Genomic DNA, 23,052 nt, shown 5'->3' with positions numbered 1-23,052 from the left:
AGTCTATTTGGTTAGTGAATAATGAGTGTGTCTGCGCTTTGATACGTGTACGTCATATCGATCATAAAAGCTAGGTCGTCCAATACGTTCTGCAGCGATTCATTGTGGTAGGTTCCTTTGATGGTGCGGTTGAGCAGCGCTGCTGAATCACATTGGATCGTCACGTCGTACCAAGCTTCCATTTTTTCGAAGGCTTCCCTGACGGTGATTTCGTCAAACCGGAGGGTATGGTCTTTCCACTCGGTGTATTTTGCTGCAATTACCGCCGTCTTGCGGAAACGGTCCGCGGAGCGATCGAAGGTGGCTTGCTCGCCTTTTTCGAGGATGACCTCCTCGTGGCGGCCGGACTTGGCCACCCGGACCCTGCCTGTCTCTACGGTTACGGAGATCATTCCACCCGTATGGTTTATATCGAAGGAGGTGCCCAGTACCGTGGTTTCGAATCCGCCTGCCGTTACCACAAACGGTCTTTTTTTATCCGTTGTTACGTCAAAAAAGGCTTCGCCGGTTAAGTGGATTTCCCGGAGATCTCCGGAAAAGGCCGCGGGATACTGGATGGTTGCGCCGGAATTGAGCGACACGGCTGATCCATCGGGCAGTTCAAAGGTCTTCCGTTCGCCCCTTTGGGCCGATACCGTGACCCGATCGGTCTGTTGTGTTACGTGGTGAGGCGCATTCAGCCGATAGACCAAAATGGAGATACTCACGAGCACGAGTAAACTTGCGGCAACCTGAAGGACGCGTTTCAGGGATAAAATGGACGATTGTTGCCGGGTATCCGCTTCGGTTGCGTCGGTGATTTTGGACCGCAGTTTGCGAAGCCCTCTTTCCAGATCGAATTCGCCCGGCTTGTATTTAAGTTCTTTTTGCCACTCTTCCCGCAACCAGTTGTAGAGTTTGAGGTATTCCTCGTTGCGCAGGTAGCTATTGAATTTTTCCTGTTCCGCTGCTGAGGCTTCCCCGGCCAATATTTTGGTGGCTAATTCGAAAAAGGTGCTTTTGTCCATTGTTAGCGTATTAACGGGTTTTCAAGGACATGACAATTTTTTTTGCCCCTACCTACCATTGGTGGCGGTTAAATTTTTGTTAACAGTAGGTTGTGGGTATGTAACGTATGAAATCTCGCTAGGAGAGGAGGAAGGTGGTTAGTGTAAGGCCGTTAATACAGAGCTGATAAAACTGCGATTTGTATTTGGATACGTATTTAATGGCTTCGACCATTTGCTTCTGCACGGTATTGACCGAAATAGAGAGCACTTCGGCAATCTCCTTGTACATCAGTCCCTCAATGCGGTTTAATTTAAAAATGGTTCTGCGCTGGGGCGGGAGTTGGTCAATGATGGCCAAAAGCTCTTTTTCGGTTTCAGCGTACGTGACTGGCTGCTCGGCCGAATTTTCAGTTTGTAGGTCATGCACTTCGCTGTGATCGAGGTTTTCAAACGGAAAATGGTTCTTTTTGATCAGATTGAGCGCCTGGTTTTTGATGGCAATGAACAGGTAGGCTTTCAGGCTGCTTCTGATCTCGATTTTCTCGCGGTTGAGCCAGAGCTTCAGGAATACGTCAGACACAATTTCTTCGGATAGATCGGTGCTGACGACGAATGATTTCGCAAAGTGGCATAGGGAAAATAATACTTTTCGAAAAGAAGCTCGAGGGCTTTCTGATCGTTAGCTTTTATCCGTTTTATGAGTAGTTCATCACCAAGCTCTGCCATTGTCATCAACAAAATTGTAGCAAACCTAAATTTCTGCGATTAAGAAAGTGTTAACTAAAAGTTTATTTTCACAAATCTAAGTTTTCGCTTGTTCAAACAGAAATGATATTGCAGTAACTCCTGTCGGTTTTAGGGGCGCATACACAGCCCGATGGCGTGTTTTGTTCGGGAAGAGGCCCCACAGGGCGTTTTCGCGATTACCGGGATCCTTTCACAAATTTTTCAAATAAATTTTTATACTAAAAAAATTAGTACTATTTTTAACGCCCCAGTCGAGGTCTTTTAGGTGGTCGTATCCGATTGCACCCACCTGAATGGCTGGTTGTGGGGAGATAATGACCGCATATGGAAATACACGATGATGAGTTGTGCTGCCCGTTCTGTATTGGCGGGGTGGATAATGCCGGCAAACCGATATACGACGACGAACCGCTGCAGGGCCCGGTGGAATTGTGCTTCGCCTGCGGGCGGTTGTCCGATTACAACCTATCCCGGGAACCGTCATGTGCCTGCCCGGCGTGTGCAGACAAGGTATTCCTTTTCCTGCGGAACCATTTATAAACTTCAAACCACAACACGGAGACCACGGCTACCGCGATGCAAATCGCCAATTCGGATGCGCGCAGGGATGTCACGTCAAAAAATCGGGACAGGGGCTTCACGTATAGGATGGCAAAGAGCATCGCTAACACCCCCACCGTGATGCCGGTGAGCAGGGGATTCCGGCCCTTGAAACGCTCAAAAATGCTGTAGTAGAACGAGCGGTTGGCAAAGCTCAACAGGATATTCGCGAAAATCAATGTGGTAAATACCATCGTTCTCGTTTTTTCTTCGCTTCCGCCAGCCTGGGCAGTCAGTTGGTAGGCAAACAGCACACCGGCGGTAATGACCAACCCCTGGACGATGCTGATCATCAGCTCACGCCCGTTTAAAAACGTGTCGGTCATGATCCTGGGCGGTCGTTGCATGGCGTTCCGTTCCATGGGTTCATTTTCATAGACGATGGAACAAGTAGGCCCCATCACCAGCTCCAGGAAGATGACATGGACGGGGGTAAAGATCTGCGGGAATACCCACCCCAGAAACAGCGGCAGGGAGACCGTTAAAATGATGGGGATGTGGATGGAAATGATGTATTGGATGGCTTTTTTGATGTTGGCATAGATCCGTCTTCCGGCGGCAATGCCCGTGATCAGCTTTTCCAGATCGTCGTTGGTGATCACCAGGGCAGCGGCCGATTTGGCGATTTCCGTCCCTTTATTGCCCATGGCCACCCCGATGTGGGCCGCTTTCAGGGCGGGACCATCGTTTACGCCATCGCCCAGCATCGCCACCACTTCGCCCCGTTTTTTCAGTGCATTCACCACCGCCAGTTTGGCTTCGGGAAACATCCGCGTAAACAGCGTGGTGCGCGCCGAGAGCTGCATCAGTTCTTCTTCCGAATGGTTGATGATCTCGGCACCGTTTACAGGTGGGGCATCGCTAACGATGCCTGCCTGGGCGGCGATGGCGTTCGTGGTATCGGCGTTATCCCCCGTGATGACTTTGACAGCAATCCCGGCGTCGTAAATCCGTTGGAATACCTCTTTGATGCCTTTCTTGGGTGGGTCGTAGAAGACGGTCAGCCCCAGGAATTCAAAGACGAAATCCTGCTGTTTTTTGGGGAAGTCATCCCCTTCGAATAGGGATTTAGCCACACCCAGTATGCGGTATCCCTGCTGGGCGAATGTTTTGATCCGCTCCCGTACCCGTTCTTTTTCATCGGCGGAAAGCCGGGACACGCTGAGGATGGCTTCGGGGGCACCTTTGGCAGCAACGATCCGGTTTTTGCGGGCATCGGCAAAGAGGTGCGTCATCATCGGAGGTTTTCCTTCGAGCGGATATTCATGGAACATACGGTAGTCGCCCCGTAGGTCGCTCGGCTGTGTTTGCTCGTAGACGTTGTGCAGCGTTTTCTCCATGGGGTCAAAAGGGGCAGGCTCACTGCTCCACATGGCATAGCTGATGAGGGTCGACAACTCCGGATTGCCGAAGGATGGCGTGTCGTAGGTCTTGTCGGTCCGGAAATCATACAGGTTGATCAGCTGCATCGAGTTTTCGGTAATGGTACCGGTTTTGTCGGTACAAATGACGGTGGTGCTGCCCAATGTTTCCACGATGCTGCTTCGCTTGATGATGATGCCCTGCTGCATCAGTTTCCAGGCACCCAATGCCATGAAGGTGGTGAACGCAACCGGGATTTCTTCGGGCAGTACCGACATGGCCAGCGTCAGCCCGTTAAGCAGGCTTGCAACGAAGTCGCCGGTCTCGTAGTACCGGAAGAGGCAGACCATCAGGAAAATGACGATGCCGATAATAGCCATCGTTTTTACGAACCGGGTGATCTGAAGCTGTAGGGGAGAGGGTTCCGCCTTTATCGTCAGCAGCGACTCGCCGATCTTGCCGATACGGGTTTCCTTCCCGACTTCCGTTACCTCGAAAACAGCCAGCCCGGAAACGGTGAGCGTTCCGCTGTAAACCCGGTTGTCTTCCGACCGGCTGTCCTTGAATACGGAGAAACTCTCGCCGGTAAGCGACGCTTCGTTGACGGAGAAATCGTTGCTGTGTACGATACGCCCATCGGCATTGATGATTTTTCCTTCTTCGGTGATACAGAGATCACCTACGGCAATCTCGTGGGTGGGGATGTCGACAACGGCGGAATCCCGGATCACCCGGCTCAGCGGTTCGTTGAGCTTTTCCAGCGCTTCCAATGCTTTTTTGCTGCGGTTATCTTGATAGAAAGAAATGGCAGAAACGGCCACGATGGCCGCAAACATAAACGCCGCTTCGCCGTAATCGCCCACAATCACATAGATGAGTGAGATGACAACGAGCAGGATGAGCATCGGTTCTTTGACGATATCAATGAGCAGCGACAGCCAGGAGCTTTTCCGGACGGTGGCTAACTGGTTATAGCCGTATTGCTTCCTGGAAGCGGCTACTTCGCTGTCGGTAAGGCCTTTTAGATGGCCGGGGATCTGATAGGGCATATTGCTGAACGTGATGACACGTTAAAGTTACGGATTATTCCGTCGCGTTGGGCATGGGTTGTCGCCGCCACTCCGCCATACCGCCCGAGAAATTCTGCACATCTTTGAAACCGTGGGCGGCCAGTACAGATTGGGCAATGGCTGCCCGTGCGCCGCTTTGGCAGTGGATAACCAGTTGTTTGCTCCGATCCAGTTCGTCCAGGTGGTCGGCCAGCGTGCCGACAAACAGGTTAACGGCACCCGGTATGTGTCCGGCCGCATACTCGGAAGCGCCGCGTACGTCCACCACCTGTACATCTGCTTTGCCGAGCAACGACTTGAAGGTATCCATGTCGATGATGCTGCGCGTTTCCAAAGCAAGCCCGAGGTCATCCACGCTGGATATATATCCTAGGATGTTGTCCAGGCCGATGCGCATGAGCTTACGCGTCAGGTCTTCGACCTGTGCATCGTCGGCCACGAGTACGATCTGTTCGTCGTACCCGACCAGCCAGCCCACCCATGTGGAGAACGACCGGCTGTTTTCGATGCCGAGGCTACCCGGGATCGCTCCGGAGGCATGCTTGATTTTGGGACGGGTATCAATGATCTTGGCACCGCCCTGGTATGCCGAAAGGAATTGGTCTTTCGTGAGCTTTGGATGCTGCGGTACTTCAGTCAACAGCGGGCGATCCACCTTGTTGAGCTTTTTCATCGTAGCAAAATACGTCGGCGGTTCGGGTTGTCCGGTGAGTAGGTAGTCGGTAAACTCCTTTTCGTCGTTTTCGAAACGGAACGCCCAGTTCCGTATCAATTCATATCCCACGGTGGTACTGGGTACCGCACCGAGCGCTTTGCCACAGGCCGATCCGGCACCATGCCCCGGCCATACCTGTACATAAGGGGGCAGGTTGCTGAATTTCGTCAGCGACTGGAACAGTTGATGTGCACCGATCTCCTGTGTGCCCACCAGTCCTGCTGCTTTTTCCAGCAGATCGGGGCGGCCGATGTCCCCCACGAAGACGAAGTCGCCGGTAAAGAGCATGATCGGCTCGTCCGTGGCCGGATGGTCGCGCAGCAGAAAGCTGATGCTTTCCGGCGTGTGTCCCGGTGTGTGGATGACCTCTAAAGTGAGGTTGCCCACCTTAATAATGCTGCCATCGCGCAGCCCTTCGTGCGCAAATTGGTACTGCCAATCGGGCCCACCCTCGTCCGAAAGGTACATCGTAGCCCCGGTCAGTGCGGCGAGTTCGCGTGTGCCGGATAGGAAATCCGCATGGATATGCGTTTCCGTGACATGCGTAATCCGAAGTCCATTCTGCTTTGCAATGGTAAGATAAGTGTCGACGTCGCGCTTGGCATCGATCACGATGGATTCGCCGGTCGCCTGACATCCGATCAGGTAACTACCCTGCGCGAGTGATTGATCATAAATGTGTTGAAAAAACATAGCTTTTTATTTTATTGCATTAATGCGGCAAGTTATCCCGCAGTTTACCATACATCCAGGTGCCTGCGATTGCACTGAGCAGCACAACGGCTACCACGGTGGCACCTGTGCCGATCTGGACAAACAAAGGCCCCGGGCAAGCGCCGGTGAGGCTCCAGCCTAGGCCGAAGATCAGCCCCCCGTAAATCTGCCCTTTGTTGAATTTTTTCGGGGTGAACGTGATAGGCTCGCCGTAGATGGTCTTGATGTTAAATTTCCTGATCAACCAAACGGACAGGACACCCACGGCGATCGCCGACCCGATGATGCCGTACATGTGGAACGATTGCAGGCGGAACATTTCCTGGATACGGAACCAACTGATGACCTCGGCTTTGACGAAGACAATCCCGAATAAGATACCCACGATGAGGTACTTGATGTTGTGATACCATTTGTGTTGCAGCTGCGATTCATTGATGCATATCGTATCCTGGGCACGGATCTCAAAATCTGTTTGCTTTATTGCTGAATTATTCATCGTTTATCCTAAAATAACTGGTAAAAATAGGTTGGCCATTAAAAACCCACCGATCATAAAACAGACGGTTGCGACGAGCGAGGGCCATTGCAGGGTACTCAGCCCCATGATGGAATGCCCGCTGGTGCAGCCTCCGGCATAGCGGGAGCCGAAGCCGACGAGGAATCCGCCACCTACCATCATCATGAGACCCTTTGCTGACAATAGGTAATCCCAGTTGTAGAGCTGTCGCGGGACCATGCTGGAATAGTCGTTGATGCCGTATCCGGCAAGTTCGTTAACCAGTGCCGGATGGACCACGATGGGATTGGGATCTGCCAATAGCCACATGGCGATGATTCCGCCGCCGAAAGCACCGACGACAAAAAAGAGATTCCAGAATTCCTTTCGGTAATCGTACTTGAAGAATTTGATGTCCGAAGGAAAGCAGGTGGCACAGGCATGGCGCAGGTTGGCCGAAATGCCGAAGTGCTTGTTGCCGAAAATCAGAAGTACGGGGACGGTGAGTCCCACCAATGGGCCGGCGATATACCACGGCCACGGTTGTTTCAACCATTCAATCATAAGCGTTCATTGATTTTTTTATTCATTATACAAAGATACCAACGGTAGTTGCCTCGATTCAGTGACTTCGGTCACGTTTGGATCGGATGGTTAACAAAAAGTTCGGTAATGAGAATATAGATGCTCATAAGGAGCACAAACCAGCCGAAACCCTTTTGCAGCTTGTGGCTGGATACCTTGCCCGAAATCCCGTTCCCCACGTAGAATCCGAGGATGGCCAGCCCTGTAACCAGCAGCAGAAATCCCCATTCAATGGTCATGTTGGCAATGTCTCCGGTGAAGCCAAGGAGGGATTTGGCCGCGATGATCAGCAGCGAGGTGCCTACGGCCTTTTTCATGGACAACTTGCTCAGCAGTACCAGCGCGGGGATGATGAGGAACCCACCACCGGCGCCGACCAGCCCGGTAAGGGTGCCGACCAACATTCCTTCCAGCAGGATCATCGGGTAATTGTACCGGATATCGGCATCGTCCGGACAGTCCCTGCAGGGCTTTTTCCGGATCATGGAGATGGAAGCCGCAACCATCATCACAGCAAACAACAGCATGATAGCCATGGGTTTTCCGACGGTAAAATCGCCCAGGGTGAAGATCGTATCCGGAATGGCCGGAACTAAAAACTTGCGTGTGGCATATACCGCGGCGATGGAAGGAATGCCGAAGATAAGGGCAGTCTTGACATCCACCAACCCGTTGCGGTATTTGGGCCATGCGCCTACGAGACTGGTAGCGCCTACGATGAACAGCGAGTAGGCCGTGGCGGTAATGGGCGGAAGTCCGAAAAGATAGACCAATACGGGCACGGTGAGTATGGAGCCACCGCCACCAATAAGGCCGAGGGCGATACCGATGAACAATGAAGCGAGATAACCGACGATTTCCATGTTTGCAAAGGTCGGTCACGGCATAGCCTGTTGTTGGTGACTCAGGTCACACGGCCGATATCAGTTGGATGGAATTCCGTTGGAGCAGCACTTTTCCGTGCTGCTCCATCTTTTTCAGTAACCGCGAAATCACTTCCCGGGAGGAACCCAGGTCGTTGGCAATCTGTTGGTGGGTGGTGTAAAGTTCCTTGGAGCCCTGCTGTTTGCTAAGCTTTTCGAGGTGATAGGCTAGCCGCTCGTCCATACTTTTGAAGGCAATATGGTCGATGACCTCCAGCAATTCCTCAAAACGCGAGCGGTAGGTCTCCAGCACGAAATAATACCACGTTTTATAGTCCTGCATCAGGTCATCCATCATCGCAATCGGAACCAGTAATGCGGTGGTATCTTCGACAGCAGTGGCCAGTACTTCGCTTTTTTCCTGTTTGGTGGCGCATATCATCGACAGTGCACAGGCACTGCCCGGTTCCAGGTGATAGACGAAAAATTCCCCTCCATCGTCCCCCTGCCGGTATACTTTGACGAGTCCGCCCACAAGCAGCATGGTCGACTTGAAATACTGGCCGGTCTGCATCAGTTGTTCGCCCGCTGGGAATGTCTTCACGGTACATCCTTCGGCCAAAGCCGTTCTCAGGTTCGGTTCAAAATGGCTGAAATACGTATTCAGGTAGTCTGGTATTGTCATGGTTTGCATAACGGCTGTTTTGTTGCTAAATACTGAAATTGGTAAAGTTACGTGTTTTGCGACAACGGCACCAAAAATTTTCAGCACATTGCAATCGTGCGATGGTTAGCGAGGTAGCGGCCCGCATCTGTTCCGACACACGGAGCGTCGTTTGTAAAAAAATAGTCTCCCTTTTTGTTTTTTTAAAATATAGCCTACTTTTGGGCCGGTGAAAAAGGTCTTTGCATACATCTTATTAGTTACCGTTACGGCCAATGTGTTTTCCCTGGCACAATTGCTGAAGGCCCCTGTACTTTTTGAGCATTTCAAAGAACATCGGCAGGTGGATGCCCGCATTTCTTTCCTGGATTTTCTCACCCATCACTATTCGTTTGAAAAGCATACGGACAACGATGAAAGCCGCGACATGCAGCTGCCTTTCAAAGGCCATCTTTCGCTCTTGGCCGGGTTTGATTTCCACGCAGCAATAAAGCCCCTGCATCTTCCCAAGGTTTCGGAGCGTTGCAGCAAATCGTCGTTTCCAATGGATTACTCCTTTCACATACCTACGCCTTTCCAGCAATCACAGTTTAAACCCCCACGTTCCTGAGCGGTTTCTTTAATTAACAACTGTGCTAGGTAACGACGTGCTTCCCCAACGGGATGCGCGGCCCATCGGTTTATTTAAACCATTCAATTAACAGTAAATAGATTATGCTGAATAAAATCATCGGCTTTTCCATCCGGAATAAGCTGATCATTGGTCTGTTCACCGCCGCCCTTATCATCTGGGGCGGTTATGAAACCACCCGCCTGCCCATCGATGCACTCCCCGATATTACGGACAACCAGGTGCAGGTATTGACGGTGTCGCCTTCGCTGGGCGCACCGGATGTAGAACGTCTCATCACCTTTCCCATTGAGCAGGCATGCAGTAACATACCCGGATTAAAGCAAATCCGTAGTTTCTCGCGTTTCGGTTTGTCACTGATCACGGTGGTATTTGATGAGGATACCGATCTGTACTGGGCACGTCAGCAGATCGGCGAGCGGCTGCAGCAGGTAACACGCGACCTGCCCGAGGGCATCGGTACGCCGGAGCTGGCGCCGATATCAACGGGTTTGGGTGAGATTTACCAGTATGTGGTACGCCCGCTGCCGGGATACGAAGATCAATATTCTTCCATGGAACTCCGTACCATTCAGGACTGGATAGTCCGGCGGCGGTTGCTCGGTACACCCGGCGTGGCCGATGTATCCAGTTTCGGCGGCCATTTGAAACAGTACGAAATCGCTATCCGGCAGGAGCGACTGAAAGCCCATGGCCTGAGCATCACCGATATTTTTGACGCGCTGGAACGGAATAACCAGAACACGGGCGGGGCCTATATCGAAAAAGGTCCTACGGTGCTGTACATCCGCAGCGAAGGGCTGACCGGAGGCACCGAAGACATCGGCAACATCGTGGTGCGGACGCAGCAAAACGGCATGCCGCTGCTGGTGCGCGATGTGGCGAAAGTAGGCCTGGGCGCGGCCATCCGTTACGGCGCAATGACCTACAACGATCAGGGCGAGGTGGCCGGGGCTGTGGTGATGATGCTGAAAGGCGAAAATGCCGCTACCGTGGTGAAACGAATCAAGGAGCGGGTGGCGGAAATCCAGAAGGACTTGCCCGAGGGCGTGGTCATCGAGCCGTTTCTCGACCGGACGAAAATGGTCAACAATGCCATTGCCACGGTGGAGACCAATCTCATCGAAGGGGCCCTCATTGTGGTCTTCGTGCTGGTGTTTTTTTTAGGGAGCCTGCGGGCAGGCCTGATTGTTTCTTCGGTAATCCCGCTATCCATGCTGTTTGCCATCATCCTGATGAACCGCTTTGGCGTGGGGGGCAACCTGATGAGCCTTGGAGCGATCGACTTCGGCCTCATCGTGGACGGATCCGTTATCGTCGTGGAGGCCATTATGCACCGCCTGTCGCATTCCAAACTGTTCCGGGGGATCGCGCGGATCAGCCAGCAGGATATGGACAAAGAGGTGGGGCACTCGGCAGGCCATACCATCAAGTCGGCCGTGTTCAGCCAGATCATTATCCTCATCGTATACCTGCCTATTCTTTCGCTGCAGGGCATCGAGGGTAAAATGTTCCAGCCCATGGCGCTTACCATTGCCTTTGCGATTTTGGGGGCATTTGTACTGTCGGTTACTTATGTGCCGATGATGAGTGCGCTGTTCCTCCAGAAGAAACTGAATCACCGCAAAACGGCGGCGGACCGGATGATGGCGTGGCTGGAGCGCAGGTACCAGCCGCTGTTGCGCGGGGTAATGGCGTATCCGAAAACCGTGATCGCGACGGTACTGGTGCTGTTTGCCTGTTCTTTCTGGATACTCCGCGGAATGGGGGGCGAGTTTATCCCCGAAATTGAAGAGGGCGATTTTGCGGTGGAAACGCGGTTGCTTACCGGTGCCAATCTGAACAATACCATCCGCACCACCCAGCAAGCTGCCGGTATCCTGCTGGAAAAATTTCCCGAGGTGGAGAAGATTGTTACGAAAATAGGCAGTGCGGAAATCCCGACGGATCCCATGCCGCTGGAGGCGGGCGATATGGTGGTAGTCCTTAAAGACAAGAAGGAATGGACCAGCGCCACGTCATTTCCCGAACTGGCCGACCGCATGACAGAGGAACTACTGGCCGTTCCCGGTATCACCGTGGGGTTCCAGTTTCCGGTTCAGATGCGTTTCAATGAGCTGATGACAGGCGCCCGGCAAGACGTGGTCTGTAAGATATTCGGCGACGACCTCGATTCACTGGCCCATTATGCCCATCAGCTGAATCGCATCATACAGACCGTTCCGGGCGCAATCAACATCTATGAAGAAACGGTGACGGGCATGCCACAGGTGGTTATCCGCTACGACCGGCGGGCCATGGCGGCTTATGGGCTGGATGTGGAAACGATCAACCGGGTGGTCAATACCGCTTTTGCCGGACAAAGCGCCGGATTGGTTTTCGAGGGCGAACGGCGTTTCGACCTGGTTGTCCGCTTGGACGAGGAAACCCGCAACAGCGTGGATGACATCCGTAATTTGTTGATCACTACCGCTAACGGTCAGCAGATACCGCTGTTTCATGTCGCTTCCGTGGTGGAAGAAGAGGGGGTGAACCAGATACAGCGCGAAGATACACGCCGGCGCATTGTATTGGGCTTCAACGTATCCGGACGCGATGTGCAGAGCATCGTGGAAGAACTCCAGGCCAAGGTAGCGAGCCAGCTGGATCTTCCTGCGGGCTACAACATCGTATATGGCGGCTCATTCGAAAACATGAATGCGGCCAAAGCCCGGCTGGGCATCGTTGTTCCCGTGGCGCTACTGCTGATCTTCCTGTTGTTGTATTTTGCATTCAATTCGGTCAAACAGGGACTGCTCATCTATACGGCTATCCCCCTGTCGGCCATCGGCGGTATTCTTGCCCTGTGGATCCGCGGATTCCCGTTCAGCATTTCGGCAGGTGTTGGCTTCATTGCACTCTTCGGGGTGGCTGTACTCAACGGTATCCTGTTGGTGGCCGAATTTAACCGGTTGCGGAAAGAGGGGTGGGACGACCTGACGCGGGTGGTGATCCACGCCACCAAGTCAAAGCTCCGGGCGGTACTGATGACGGCGCTGGTCCCGTCGCTGGGATTCATCCCGATGGCGATCAGCACCGGGGCGGGGGGTGCCGTACAGAAGCCGCTTGCCACGGTGGTGATCGGCGGACTGATTGTATCCACGCTGCTGACGCTCTTTGTGTTGCCTATTTTGTACATTGTTTTTGAACGCGGATTCCGCTACTTCCGGCCCAAAAAAGCAGTGCTGTTGGTGGCCGGGATGTGTATGCTGACCCTGGCACAGGCACAGCAACCGATCACGCTGGAGGACGCGTTGGACAGGGCTTTATCCACGCATCCGGGTATGGAAGCGGCGCGGTTGAACGATGCGTATTACCGCGAGTTGGTTAAAAGCGCGTACGACATCGATAAGACGGAGGTGGGCGTCGAATACGGCCAGCTGAACAGCGGAACCCAGGACAACCGCTTCAGCATCGCTCAGGGATTTCAGTTTCCTACAGTCTATGCGCGGCAGAAAGCCGTGAACGAATCGCTGCTGGACCGAAGCGTTGCCGGTACGCGTGTGTGGCAGCAGGCGCTGGAATCGGAAGTCAAATCGGTATTTTACGACCTGCTTTTGCTTGGGGCAAAAAGGCAGGTGCTGCAACAGGCCGACAGCATTTACGATGCATTTCTCCGCAAAACCGAAAACCGGTTTGCTGCGGGCGATGTGGATGTGTTGGAGCGCACAACAGCTGCCAACCAGCGGTTGCAGGTGCAGGCGCAACTGGAAGAGCTGCTCGCCGAAGTGCAGATACTGACCAACCGAATGAAATTTCTGCTCCAAGCCGACGAGGCGTGGGTGCCGTCGGCAGAAGCACTTGTCTACCGAGAGGGACTGCCAGGCGCCGATTCCGCGGCGATGCATGCGGCACCGGCACTGCTGGAAAAACGGGCAGAAACGATCGTTCAGGAACGGACACTCGCCCTGGAGCGCAGCAAACTGCTTCCGACAATCCAGCTGGGGTATGGCAACATGAGCATCATCGGCTGGCAGACCGACAGCCGAGGGAATGACGTGTACCTGGGCAGCGGCGACCGCTTCAGTGCCGTTAGCCTGGGATTGGGTATTCCGGTTTTTGCAGGTGCCCAGCACGCGCGCATCCGGGCGGCGAAAGTAGCGGTGCGGCAGGCCTCTGTGGCCGAAGATGCCGCGCACAAAGCCTTGTACAACCGATGGGAGAACCTCCTCCATCAATACCGCCAGCTACGGAATCGGTTGGCGCTGTACGACGATGGGATATTGCCCAATCAGGACCGGATGCTGGCCGCTGTCGATCGGAAACTGGATGCGGGAGAAATTGATTACCTGCAATGGACCCTGCTGGTGAACCAGGTGTTCACCACCAAAGCGGATTACCTGGAAACCATCCGCCAGCTGAACCATACGGCGATATCCATAGAAGAATTGACAGTTAGTAACCATGACAATGAATAAGATAGAAGTAACGAAAATCGGAGCGTTTGCGCTCCTGCTGCTCTGCAGTGCCATCGCGTGTACCGGTGAAAAAGGAGTGCCGGTGGAACAACCCGAAAAAACGGCTACGGCCGACAGTGCCCGGACGTCCGAAACCGTGGAACTGACCGATGTGCAGCTGCAGCATGCGGATATTGTAACGGGAAAAGCGGAGAAAAAAGCGTCATCCGCTGGTATTTCGGTAAACGGATTGGTGGTTGCTCCGCCTGAAAACCGCTATACGGTAGGCTTTCCGATGGGTGGATACCTGAGCAGCATCCAGCTGGTCAACGGCGCTGCCGTACGGAAAGGGACGGTCATGGCTACACTGGAAGATATGGCGTTCATCCAACTGCAGGAGGATTACCTGATGGCCAAGAGCAGGCTGGTCGCTGCGACGGCGGACTACGAGCGGCAGAAGCTGCTGAACAGCACGCAATCCGCCAGCGACAAGGTCTTCCAACAAGCCCGCACCGAATACGAAACCCAACGGGTATTGGTGGCTTCGCACGGTGAGAAGCTGCGGCTCATCGGGATCGACCCCGCTGCGCTGAATGAGGGTAACATTACGCGGAAGGTGGAACTGCGGTCGCCCATCAATGGGGTGGTGAGCAAGGTACTGGCAAACCCCGGTAAATATGCGGCACCGGAAGATGTGCTGTTTGAACTGGTGGACCCCTCCAAGGTTTACCTGGCGCTTTCTGTCTATGAAAAAGACGCCCGGCTTTTGCAGGTGGGGCAGCGGGTGCTTTGTTATGCCAACACCGACGGGGGAAAACCGTATGAGGCAACGGTCGAACTGATCAATGGCAGCGTGAACGAAAACCGTGCGGTGGAAGTGTGGTGCGCATTCAATCCGTCGTCGACGCGGTTGATGCCGGGCACATTTATGACGGCCAATATTCAGCTTGACGGACAAGAGGGTGAGACACTCCCCGAAGGGGCGGTGGTACGATGGGAAAACCAGCACTATGTATTCAGCGTGGAGGGGCCGCGTCGGTTTGCGATGCGGCCGGTGGAGCTGGGAGCCACAGCAGATGGGTACATCCAAATTCTTTCGGGGCTGCCGGAAAAGGACATTGTACTCAAAAACGCATATTCACTGCTGATGGTGCTGAAGAACGGCGATGAGGGGTAGCGGCGGTTCGTAAACATCCAGCACATCGGTACGCGACATGAATTGCGTGAGCCATAGACACTGCTAGTACTGGCAGATCATGGAATAACTTAAGTTGAAGTGTGCGTTTTCCTGATTCGGACAGCCAGTGCTTCGGCGGGGTTGGTCTCGAGTAGTTGACGCTGCTCATCCAGAGTAAACCCAGCCTTTTTGAGCGCCGGAATGAAGTCTTGGAAGAGGGAGACATACGGGCGAATGTGGCCGCCGTTTGGTTTGCCGACTTCATACCATCCCGCATCGTGTGAGATGAGGGCGCGGTGTAGCAGGTGCCGCGCCTTCAGGTCTTGCAGGAACGCTACATAACGGTCTACCAGTTGCGCGTACAGGCCATCAAAAGCCACCCAGCCTCCGGCTTTGGCAGCTTGTAGATGCTGTGTTCGATCCGGTTCATTCTGCGCATGCGTCCATACCCAAGCATTAGGTGCCGCCCCAGTGTCCGTGATAATGGCCAGCTCTTCGAGAGCCGCCCGTCCGTCGCCGGTATGTACAAAGATGGTTAACCCCGTTTCGAGATGGGTAAGCGCAGCGGCCCGTATCAGTTTCTGCTGTACCGCCGACAGCGGATGGCGGTCTACTCCCGTTTTGATAAAGCCTGGCTTAATCCCCGTGTTGTCAATGCCGTTCCGCCATTCAGTAATCCACCGCTGGGCGAGTTGCTCGGCGGTTTCCGTATACGCGTGAGGCGGCAGGTATTTTTCGCCGGCAGCGCCGTAGTATCCGGTATTGGTAACGATGTGCATGCCGGATGCGTCGGACAACCGTTGCAGCAGCCGAACATCGCGGCCGAGCCATTCGGGCGTGCAATCCACGAAAGTCTGTGCGCCTTGGCGCCGAGCTTCCCGCAGGTAGGGCAGTAGCGTGTCGAACACCTCGTCTTGTTCATAGCGCGTTGGACTCACTTGGTCGGCGCCAACGAAATCAACCAGTAAATGTTCGTGCGGCAACACGGTGCCGAGTTTCCCCACCGGCACAGGTCCGTTTACGGTCATGACCTGAGCGGGAGAGGCTAGAAGCCACTGAGGTGGGGTAATACCCGCCAATGGTATAGTGGCCAAGAGCCCGTTTTGGATGAAAGCACGTCGTTTCATTTTTTACAAATCTAAGTCTTCGCTTTTTCAAAGAGAAATAATATTTTTGCACCCACGTTGCCGGATTCATCGGGGTGTAGCGCAGCCCGGTAGCGCGCTTCGTTCGGGACGAAGAGGCCGTGGGTTCGAATCCCGCCACCCCGACCAGCCAAAGATGCCCCTGCAAAAGCAGGGGCATTTTATTTTAAAGGGGGGTGCCAAGCTTGCTTGAGCACTCCCCTTTAAAACACGGAACACAACTACTTCTTTTTGCTTTATTCAGTCTGCTGCTAACGACAATAGCTGCCTGTTCTCAAACACCTAGTGGCCCTAAAACGCTTGTCAACGAACAGCCCGAAACACACATGCGAATCAGGTCAGAGACGGACACCACGGCCGTAAATCTCGAACAACTATTTACCCAAGCTGATGTTGAAAAAATAATGGGTGAACCAGTGTATCTATCTGATAGCTCCACCAAACAGGAGGCAGCCTCTTTTCTTTGCATGCGCGGTGGGCCCGTCCACAGGATACCAATAGGATGATGGAAAGTAAGGCTAATATTTTCATAACGACGGATTTTATAATTAGGTAAAGTTAGCCAAAAAGCGGTATGATTTGATCATCGCTTTCTTTCGCTGCCGCTTATGATAATGGCTCCGTCATAGCCGATCATGTTGGCGATGGCTAGCTGGCTAGGCAATCCAGCGCACGATGCCGTTCATAAGTTTATGCGGTTTAAAACAATAAAAATTTATTGTTTATCAATAATTATTTATTATTTTTGTGGGGATAATTGATTTTATAAAATTATGAAAAGTGTTTCAATTGTATTTCTCCAGGCAGTCATCGTGCTGATCGGCGCGGTGGCACTTGCCATTTTGATCTGGTTTCCCCAAACGGAGGGAAGGGCCGTGAACTTAGACTTGGTTAGCATTTACATGGACCCGTTCATCTTGTATGGATACGCAGCATCGATCGCTTTTTTTGTTGCCCTCTACCAGACGTTCAGATTGCTTGGCTACATCGGACAGAATAAGGTGTTTTCCCCGGACGCTGTAAAGGCTTTAAAGCGTATAAAATATTGCGCAGTCGTACTAAGTATTGCCATTGTGATGGCAGGGCTTTACATAAAGGTGTTCCATAGTAAAGAAGACGACCCTGCGGGTTTTCTTGCCATGTGTATCGTGACTACGTTTGTGTCGGTCGTAGTGGCAACTGCAGCAGCAGTATTTGAGAAGCTATTGCAAAATGCCGTAGATATGAAATCTGAAAATGACCTAACAATTTAAGCGATGCCGATTATAGTAAACTTAGACGTGATGATGGCCAAGCGGAAAATTTCCCTGAATGAACTTTCAGAAAAAGTTGATTTGACATTATCCAACCTTTCTATTTTAAAGACAGGAAAGGCGAAAGCAATCCGTTTTAGCACCTTAGCGGCAATTTGTAAAGCGTTAGACTGCCAACCCGGTGATATTTTGGAATACGTAGATGACGAAATAAGTGATGCTTAACGGTCGTGCCTATATTTGCTGGCTCATCGAACAAACGCCTTCCGCATCTGTTGTTAGGAGAGGAACGTACAAATGGCGGAAAAATCGATTAATCATTGAAAATTTTAATTATGGCACAATCAACTCCGGGCGAGAAGGACCCACAAGTTCTGGTAGCGATAAGAGAATTTCTGAACGGGCTCAACCACAGCGGTGGAAAGCCGATGGAGGAGATGGCTCCTGAAGAAGCAAGGCAGGTTCTTGTGGATGCCCAGAAATCAGTGGATGTGGATACTTCGGGCGTTACCGAAACAGAAAGAGAAATCACGCAAGGTGACCTTACAGTAAACATTCACATCGTAAAACCTGAACGTGTAAAAGACGGGCAGCTGCCTGTTTTTATGTTCATTCACGGCGGTGGTTGGGTTTTGGGAGATTACCCGACCCATAAAAGATTGGTGAGAGATTTGGTTGTAAACAGTGGAGCGGCGGCGGTTTTTGTAGATTATACACCATCGCCTGAAGCGCGTTATCCGGTTGCCGTCAATGAAATTTATGCAGCTACAAAATGGGTGGCTGAAAATGGTGCGGAAATAGGGGTTGATGGTTCTAACTTAGCCATTGCGGGCAATAGTGTAGGCGGGAATATGACTGCTGTAACGTGCTTGATGGCGAAAGACAAAGGCGGTCCGGATATAAAGTTCCAATTGCTGTTATGGCCGGTTACCGACGCTGATTTCACCCGTGAATCCTGGCAGAAATATGCCGATGGACGGTTTTTAACGGCCAATATGATGAAGTGGATGTGGAATCATTATTTGCCGGATACCGAAAAGAGAAAAGAATACTATGCTTCGCCGTTGCAGGCATCGTTGGAAAAAATGAAGGGACTGCCGCCGGCTTTAGTGCAGCTGGCCGAAAACGATATCCTTTTCGACGAGGGATTGGCGTATGCCCGCAAATTGGATGAGGCAGGCGTGCCGACAACTATTCAAACGTACAACGGCTTTATCCACGACTATGGCTTGTTGAATCCGCTGAACGATATCGAAGCGGTGAAACTTGCAATCGAACAAAGTGCTTTGGCATTGCGAAAAGCATTATTTCCGTAAGCGATTCTTCTATTTCTCGTACGTCCCTTTTATCGCGCTCATCGAATGAAGGGTTTTCACTATATTTGATGCCAAATCCATCCACTTAGATGTTAAAGCAAGCACCCGTAATCAAACAGGTCGGAAACGAAAAGATTAAAGGGAAGAAAATCAAAATAGAGGTATCCAGGTAACCGCATTTTTACCATGAGCAACAATGATATTATGAAAAAGCTCCGGGTGGCTTTAAAATTCACCGACGATGACATCATTGAAGTGTTGGCCCTAGTGGATTTTAGGGTGACGAAAACCGAATTGGGTGCTATATTCCGCAAAGAGGATCATCCCAATTTCAAGCCTTGCGGCGACCAGCTACTCCGTAATTTTCTAAACGGATTGATTATTTATAAACGAGGCCCTAGACCGCGCCGTTGATTTTTTTACCAAAGGTTTGTGATGAAGCGGGCGTGCCCACTACGATCCAAACTTAGAACGCATGTACGAAAGCGAACACTACTGTATCAAAATCGGGCACTTCAATTACTTTGTGTATTGATAACCAATTTATAATCAGTTGAATATCGTGGTGGCATTTCAATTGTACCGTTGAAAGCTCATACACATCGCTATGTTTAAAAACTATTTCAAAACCGCACTTAGAAGTTTGATGCGTAACAGGAATTATACCGTTATAAACATGGCGGGTTTAGCAGTTGGTATTGCCGTTTGCATGACGATTTTCATCATCATACAATTTCAAACCAGCTTTGATAATTTTCACGTAAAGAAAGATCGCATCTACCGGGTACTGACTGAACATCATCAGGAAGAAACAGCAACTGTTTCCTATGGGAAAGATGTTCCTTTTCCGATTCCTGCAGGTTTGAAGACAGCCTTTCCGCAATTGGAACAGGTGGCTCCGATCTTTGCCAGCCACAATGACCAATTGCTCATCACGGACGATAACGGAACAACGACAAGGACATTTAAAGAAGATCATGGCGTATTTTTTACGGAGCCTTCATTTTTTAGCCTATTTGATTTTCCGTTGCTTGCAGGTTCGTATGAATCCTTAAAAGATCCGAACAATGTATTGGTTACCAAAGAGATTGCTGAAAAGTATTTCGGCGACTGGAAAACAGCGATGGGCAAAACCATTAGGCTGGAAGCGGGTGGCTACATTTTTGAACATGGTACTGAAACATTGAAAGTTTCGGGCGTGCTGGCAACCGTACCCCCCAATACGGACTTTCAGTTAAAACTTGTGGTTGGATACGGAACCGGATTTACCGGAAGTTTGATGGCAACATCAACCGATTGGGAGGGAACAACATCCGGTTTTGGCTGTTATGTTTTACTTCCGCCGAATAGCTCGGTTGATAAGTTTAATCAACAATTAAACGCGTACGCAGAACAGGTGAAATCTCCCGACAAGAACGATAGTCATCTTATACAGCCCCTAAGTGCGGTACATTATGACACACAGGCTGGCAATTACAGCAACAAAACAATCAGTCAGGATCGGCTCAACGTACTGTGGCTGATTGCCGCATTCATCCTGTTAATTGCGTGTGTAAACTTTATTAACCTTTCCACTGCACAAGCCGTTAATCGTGCAAAGGAGATTGGCGTACGGAAAGTGTTGGGAAGCAACAAATTTCAATTGCAGATCCAATTCGTAATGGAAACATTTTTGATCGTTGCAAGCAGCGTGATACTCGCAGCAATAATGACCCTGTTTGCCTTGCGTTCTGTCAATCAATTGTTGGAAATTTCGCTTTCATTCAACATACTGAACAATCCCGCCATTGGTTTATTCCTTTTGACGGTAACCCTTGTTGTGACCGTCCTCGCCGGTTTTTATCCTTCTATCGTTTTATCGCGTTTCAATCCAATAAACGCGTTAAAGAGTAAACTCAATGTAAGCGCCGCAAAGGGAATTTCATTAAGAAGAGGACTGGTGGTGTTTCAATTTATCATTGCACAGGTGCTTATCATCGGAACGCTCATCATTGTAAAGCAAATGGATTACTTTATGAGTCAGCCATTAGGCTTCGATAAAGAGGCCATTATCAATGTCCCGTTTCGTACAGACAGCCTTCGCCTGAGCCGGTTGGATTATTTAAAGGAACAGTTGTTGTCGGTAAACGGTGTGCAGGCTGTAAGCTTCAGTTCCAATACGCCGGCTGAAGATGGTGGCGATATGTGGAGCACATTCAGGTTTAACCGAGCAATAAAAGAAACCGATTTTAAAGCGATTACCAAATTTGCCGACAACGAATACCTGCCGGCTTATCAATTGCAACTGATAGCCGGAAGAAATTTGCAACCGTCCAATATGACGAGGGAATTTTTGGTGAACGAATCGCTCGTGAAAAGTTTAGGACTTAAAAACCCGGAAGATATATTGAACAAGGAAATAAGCATGTGGGACGATCGGATAAAATGTAAGGTGGTTGGCGTGCTCAAAGATTTTAAGGACAGATCCTTTCGACATGAGCTTGCACCGTTGCTTATTACCACCAACGTTACGATGTATAACCAGGCGGGAATCAAACTGACAACGGCAAACCTAGCGTCTACGCTGCGATCGGTAAAAGAGATATGGGAGGGAACGTTTCCCAATTTTGTTTATGAATACAGGTTCCTGGATGAAAAAATTGCCGCTTTTTATAAGCAGGAAAATCAGTTGGCGCAGTTGTATAAAATTTTTGCAGGCATTTCGATATTCCTTAGCTGTCTGGGATTGTACGGGTTAGCCTCATTCATGGCCGTGCAGAAAATAAAGGAAGTGGGTATTCGTAAAGTACTTGGCGCTACGGCAGGCAATATCGTCTATTTGTTTTCGAAAGAATTTATCATACTCATTGCAATTGCCTTTGTGATTGCCACACCGATTGCGTGGTATTACATGCATCAATGGTTACAAGATTATGCCTACCGCATCCACGTCAGTGGGTGGTTATTTGTTGCCGGAGGGCTGGTTGCCTTACTGATTGCGCTGGCAACGATAAGTTTCCAGACCATCAAAGCAGCCATCGCAAACCCGGTAAAGAGTTTGAGAACGGAATAGGACTTAAACGCCGTCGTTTTCCTGATCTTTATGTTTTTCCGACTGGATGTCTGATTGCAGGAAGTCACGCTCGAATTTCTTTCGATCCCGTATGTTACGCCTGATCAACCATCCGATTAAGATGATCGCAGCCACGACAGCCAACACGATCCACAGATAGTTCATATCCATTGCCTCCTTTTGTTAGGGCTTTTTAAAGTTACGGATATCATCGAAATATCCAATATTATCATTTGATTAAGTTTTGATCCCTATTGCCCTGATGGACCCGGGATAAATCCCCGGGAAGATACGTTTGTACTTATGCGTGAGCGTTGGGAAATTTATCGCGCACCAAGTTAAGTTCGATGCCGAATTCCAGCCAAGCTTTCAGTCCATCCAATACGGTCGTGAATCCGCCGGTGTTGTCCTTGATTGCTTGGATCAGGTCATCACCGGTTTGGTTGAAACCATAATTTTTGATCACCACGTAGGTGGTGTCATCGGTTAGTGCCTTGAACTCAAAGTCAACTGTTGTCACAGGCGTATTGTCCCATTCGATGGATATTTTTTGATTGGGTACGATTTCTTTTACCTGCACCTCGCTGGAAACCTGGTACATTTCCCACTCCCAGGTGACGGGCTTTCCTACCTCCAGTTTTCCACTTGATTTGGTAAACCAGAATTTGGTGGTGATGGCGGGATCTATGAAGGCTTGGAAAACTGTTGCCACGGGTTTCCTGATCATCATCTGGCATTCCACGGTCGGCAATTTGGCCGTTTCCGCCAGAAAATCAGGCAGCATCTTTCCGATGATTTCATTCCAGCCTCCGCGGAAGCTCTTCCATGCAAAATCGGCATTATCCTGCGGGAAGGTCTCCAGCCCCTGATGGGTGAGTTTCAGCTTGGTTTTATTTCCGATTTCGGTCAGCTCGAAGGTCACCACGGAATATCCGGGATGACCCTCGTATTGCCAGCTGTACTGCAATTTCTGTAAGGGAACCACCTCGGTGATCGTGCATAGATGCGTGTACTGCGCACCCTTGTGTCCCTGGCCGGGAAAGGAAAACCGGAAACCGACCTCAGGTTTGAAATCGTCCAAGTCAAAATACCACTGCTTCAGTTGGGTTTTGTTGGTGATGGCTTTCCAAACCTTTTCAACCGGGTGGTTGAGTACCCGTTCAACGACGACGTTAGCGTCGTCATTTTCCTTTACTTGTCCTAATGAAGTGTTCATGATTTCTACATTTATGGT

Annotated in this window: 18 protein-coding genes, 1 tRNA gene and 1 pseudogene; 9 read left to right on the top strand and 11 right to left on the bottom strand. The window is 51.0% G+C overall.

Annotated elements, in window-relative coordinates; all coding sequences use genetic code 11:
* Positions 1-11 precede the first annotated feature (11 nt).
* From BMZ56_RS23390 to BMZ56_RS23355, 8 genes and pseudogenes are all read right to left on the bottom strand, one after another.
* Positions 12-1,007: a FecR family protein gene (locus BMZ56_RS23390; RefSeq protein WP_090631712.1), complete on the bottom strand. Its 996-nt coding sequence runs from the start codon at positions 1,005-1,007 to the stop codon at positions 12-14.
* 118 nt (positions 1,008-1,125) lie between these two features.
* Positions 1,126-1,638: pseudogene (locus tag BMZ56_RS23385) on the bottom strand (RNA polymerase sigma-70 factor); the annotation flags it as partial.
* Between the two features lie 556 nt (positions 1,639-2,194).
* Entirely contained in the window at positions 2,195-4,747 is a 2,553-nt protein-coding gene (locus BMZ56_RS23380) for a cation-translocating P-type ATPase (RefSeq protein ID WP_090631705.1), read from the bottom strand.
* Positions 4,748-4,781: 34 nt separating this feature from the next.
* Positions 4,782-6,176 carry an MBL fold metallo-hydrolase gene (locus tag BMZ56_RS23375; RefSeq protein WP_090631702.1) on the bottom strand — a complete coding sequence of 465 codons (1,395 nt, stop codon included), beginning with the start codon at positions 6,174-6,176 and terminating at the stop codon, positions 4,782-4,784.
* Positions 6,177-6,195: 19 nt separating this feature from the next.
* Entirely contained in the window at positions 6,196-6,696 is a 501-nt protein-coding gene (locus BMZ56_RS23370) for a DUF6691 family protein (protein WP_090631700.1), read from the bottom strand.
* Positions 6,697-6,699: 3 nt separating this feature from the next.
* Positions 6,700-7,260 (bottom strand): YeeE/YedE family protein, encoded by a 561-nt coding sequence (locus tag BMZ56_RS23365; protein ID WP_090631698.1) that lies wholly within the window; start codon positions 7,258-7,260, stop codon positions 6,700-6,702.
* Positions 7,261-7,331: 71 nt separating this feature from the next.
* Positions 7,332-8,144 carry a sulfite exporter TauE/SafE family protein gene (locus BMZ56_RS23360; protein WP_090631694.1) on the bottom strand — a complete coding sequence of 271 codons (813 nt, stop codon included), beginning with the start codon at positions 8,142-8,144 and terminating at the stop codon, positions 7,332-7,334.
* Positions 8,145-8,190: 46 nt separating this feature from the next.
* On the bottom strand, positions 8,191-8,838 hold the full coding sequence (locus BMZ56_RS23355; RefSeq protein WP_090631691.1) for a Crp/Fnr family transcriptional regulator: 648 nt from the start codon (positions 8,836-8,838) through the stop codon (positions 8,191-8,193).
* Between the two features lie 199 nt (positions 8,839-9,037).
* On the opposite strand from BMZ56_RS23355, the gene BMZ56_RS23350 reads away from it, so the two are divergent.
* The 3 genes from BMZ56_RS23350 to BMZ56_RS23340 all read left to right on the top strand — a co-directional run bounded on the left by BMZ56_RS23350 (position 9,038) and on the right by BMZ56_RS23340 (position 15,052).
* Positions 9,038-9,418 carry a hypothetical protein gene (locus BMZ56_RS23350; protein ID WP_090631689.1) on the top strand — a complete coding sequence of 127 codons (381 nt, stop codon included), beginning with the start codon at positions 9,038-9,040 and terminating at the stop codon, positions 9,416-9,418.
* Positions 9,419-9,522: 104 nt separating this feature from the next.
* Positions 9,523-13,896, top strand: a complete 4,374-nt coding sequence (locus tag BMZ56_RS23345; RefSeq protein WP_090631688.1) for a CusA/CzcA family heavy metal efflux RND transporter — start codon at positions 9,523-9,525, stop codon at positions 13,894-13,896.
* Complete coding sequence (locus tag BMZ56_RS23340) at positions 13,889-15,052, top strand: efflux RND transporter periplasmic adaptor subunit (RefSeq protein WP_177195283.1); 1,164 nt, start codon at positions 13,889-13,891, stop codon at positions 15,050-15,052. The genes BMZ56_RS23345 and BMZ56_RS23340 overlap by 8 nt, the downstream gene beginning before the upstream one ends.
* Positions 15,053-15,141: 89 nt before the next feature.
* On the opposite strand, the gene BMZ56_RS23335 is transcribed toward BMZ56_RS23340, so the two are convergent.
* Positions 15,142-16,179, bottom strand: a complete 1,038-nt coding sequence (locus BMZ56_RS23335) for a phosphotriesterase family protein (protein WP_090631683.1) — start codon at positions 16,177-16,179, stop codon at positions 15,142-15,144.
* A 70-nt stretch (positions 16,180-16,249) separates the two neighbouring features.
* Here BMZ56_RS23335 and BMZ56_RS23330 point away from each other — a divergent pair.
* The 6 genes from BMZ56_RS23330 (at position 16,250) to BMZ56_RS23300 (ending at position 21,818) form a co-directional block, all read left to right on the top strand.
* Positions 16,250-16,326: transfer RNA gene (locus tag BMZ56_RS23330), tRNA-Pro, on the top strand.
* 644 nt (positions 16,327-16,970) lie between these two features.
* Positions 16,971-17,450, top strand: coding sequence for a DUF2975 domain-containing protein (locus BMZ56_RS23320; protein ID WP_090631678.1), 480 nt, complete (start codon positions 16,971-16,973; stop codon positions 17,448-17,450).
* A 3-nt stretch (positions 17,451-17,453) separates the two neighbouring features.
* Positions 17,454-17,675 (top strand): helix-turn-helix domain-containing protein, encoded by a 222-nt coding sequence (locus BMZ56_RS23315; protein WP_090631676.1) that lies wholly within the window; start codon positions 17,454-17,456, stop codon positions 17,673-17,675.
* Positions 17,676-17,785: 110 nt separating this feature from the next.
* Positions 17,786-18,766 (top strand): alpha/beta hydrolase, encoded by a 981-nt coding sequence (locus BMZ56_RS23310; protein ID WP_090631673.1) that lies wholly within the window; start codon positions 17,786-17,788, stop codon positions 18,764-18,766.
* A gap of 204 nt (positions 18,767-18,970) precedes the next feature.
* Positions 18,971-19,180, top strand: coding sequence for a DUF1456 family protein (locus BMZ56_RS23305; protein ID WP_245893376.1), 210 nt, complete (start codon positions 18,971-18,973; stop codon positions 19,178-19,180).
* Positions 19,181-19,442: 262 nt separating this feature from the next.
* Positions 19,443-21,818: an ABC transporter permease gene (locus BMZ56_RS23300; RefSeq protein WP_218146651.1), complete on the top strand. Its 2,376-nt coding sequence runs from the start codon at positions 19,443-19,445 to the stop codon at positions 21,816-21,818.
* Between the two features lie 3 nt (positions 21,819-21,821).
* Here BMZ56_RS23300 and BMZ56_RS25725 read toward each other — a convergent pair whose 3' ends face one another.
* Positions 21,822-21,989 (bottom strand): FeoB-associated Cys-rich membrane protein, encoded by a 168-nt coding sequence (locus BMZ56_RS25725; RefSeq protein WP_177195282.1) that lies wholly within the window; start codon positions 21,987-21,989, stop codon positions 21,822-21,824.
* A gap of 130 nt (positions 21,990-22,119) precedes the next feature.
* Complete coding sequence (locus tag BMZ56_RS26030; protein ID WP_090631666.1) at positions 22,120-23,034, bottom strand: SRPBCC domain-containing protein; 915 nt, start codon at positions 23,032-23,034, stop codon at positions 22,120-22,122.
* Positions 23,035-23,052 lie beyond the last annotated feature (18 nt).

This window comes from Parapedobacter indicus (assembly GCF_900113765.1).
GTDB classification, from domain to species: domain Bacteria; phylum Bacteroidota; class Bacteroidia; order Sphingobacteriales; family Sphingobacteriaceae; genus Parapedobacter; species Parapedobacter indicus.
Note: the sequence above shows the minus strand (reverse complement) of the source record. Positions and strands in the feature narration are given on the sequence as shown.

Bases quoted from the DNA above. Each gene is read 5' to 3' on its own strand.
- BMZ56_RS23340 (WP_177195283.1), top strand. From the start codon at position 13,889: ATGAATAAGATAGAAGTAACGAAAATCGGAGCGTTTGCGCTCCTGCTG.
- BMZ56_RS23365 (WP_090631698.1), bottom strand. From the start codon at position 7,260: ATGATTGAATGGTTGAAACAACCGTGGCCGTGGTATATCGCCGGCCCA.
- BMZ56_RS23345 (WP_090631688.1), top strand. From the start codon at position 9,523: ATGCTGAATAAAATCATCGGCTTTTCCATCCGGAATAAGCTGATCATT.
- BMZ56_RS23335 (WP_090631683.1), bottom strand. From the start codon at position 16,179: ATGAAACGACGTGCTTTCATCCAAAACGGGCTCTTGGCCACTATACCA.
- BMZ56_RS23360 (WP_090631694.1), bottom strand. From the start codon at position 8,144: ATGGAAATCGTCGGTTATCTCGCTTCATTGTTCATCGGTATCGCCCTC.
- BMZ56_RS23370 (WP_090631700.1), bottom strand. From the start codon at position 6,696: ATGAATAATTCAGCAATAAAGCAAACAGATTTTGAGATCCGTGCCCAG.
- BMZ56_RS25725 (WP_177195282.1), bottom strand. From the start codon at position 21,989: ATGGATATGAACTATCTGTGGATCGTGTTGGCTGTCGTGGCTGCGATC.
- BMZ56_RS23390 (WP_090631712.1), bottom strand. From the start codon at position 1,007: ATGGACAAAAGCACCTTTTTCGAATTAGCCACCAAAATATTGGCCGGG.
- BMZ56_RS23310 (WP_090631673.1), top strand. From the start codon at position 17,786: ATGGCACAATCAACTCCGGGCGAGAAGGACCCACAAGTTCTGGTAGCG.
- BMZ56_RS23305 (WP_245893376.1), top strand. From the start codon at position 18,971: ATGAAAAAGCTCCGGGTGGCTTTAAAATTCACCGACGATGACATCATT.
- BMZ56_RS23380 (WP_090631705.1), bottom strand. From the start codon at position 4,747: ATGCCCTATCAGATCCCCGGCCATCTAAAAGGCCTTACCGACAGCGAA.
- BMZ56_RS23320 (WP_090631678.1), top strand. From the start codon at position 16,971: ATGAAAAGTGTTTCAATTGTATTTCTCCAGGCAGTCATCGTGCTGATC.
- BMZ56_RS23355 (WP_090631691.1), bottom strand. From the start codon at position 8,838: ATGCAAACCATGACAATACCAGACTACCTGAATACGTATTTCAGCCAT.
- BMZ56_RS23375 (WP_090631702.1), bottom strand. From the start codon at position 6,176: ATGTTTTTTCAACACATTTATGATCAATCACTCGCGCAGGGTAGTTAC.
- BMZ56_RS26030 (WP_090631666.1), bottom strand. From the start codon at position 23,034: ATGAACACTTCATTAGGACAAGTAAAGGAAAATGACGACGCTAACGTC.
- BMZ56_RS23315 (WP_090631676.1), top strand. From the start codon at position 17,454: ATGCCGATTATAGTAAACTTAGACGTGATGATGGCCAAGCGGAAAATT.
- BMZ56_RS23300 (WP_218146651.1), top strand. From the start codon at position 19,443: ATGGCGGGTTTAGCAGTTGGTATTGCCGTTTGCATGACGATTTTCATC.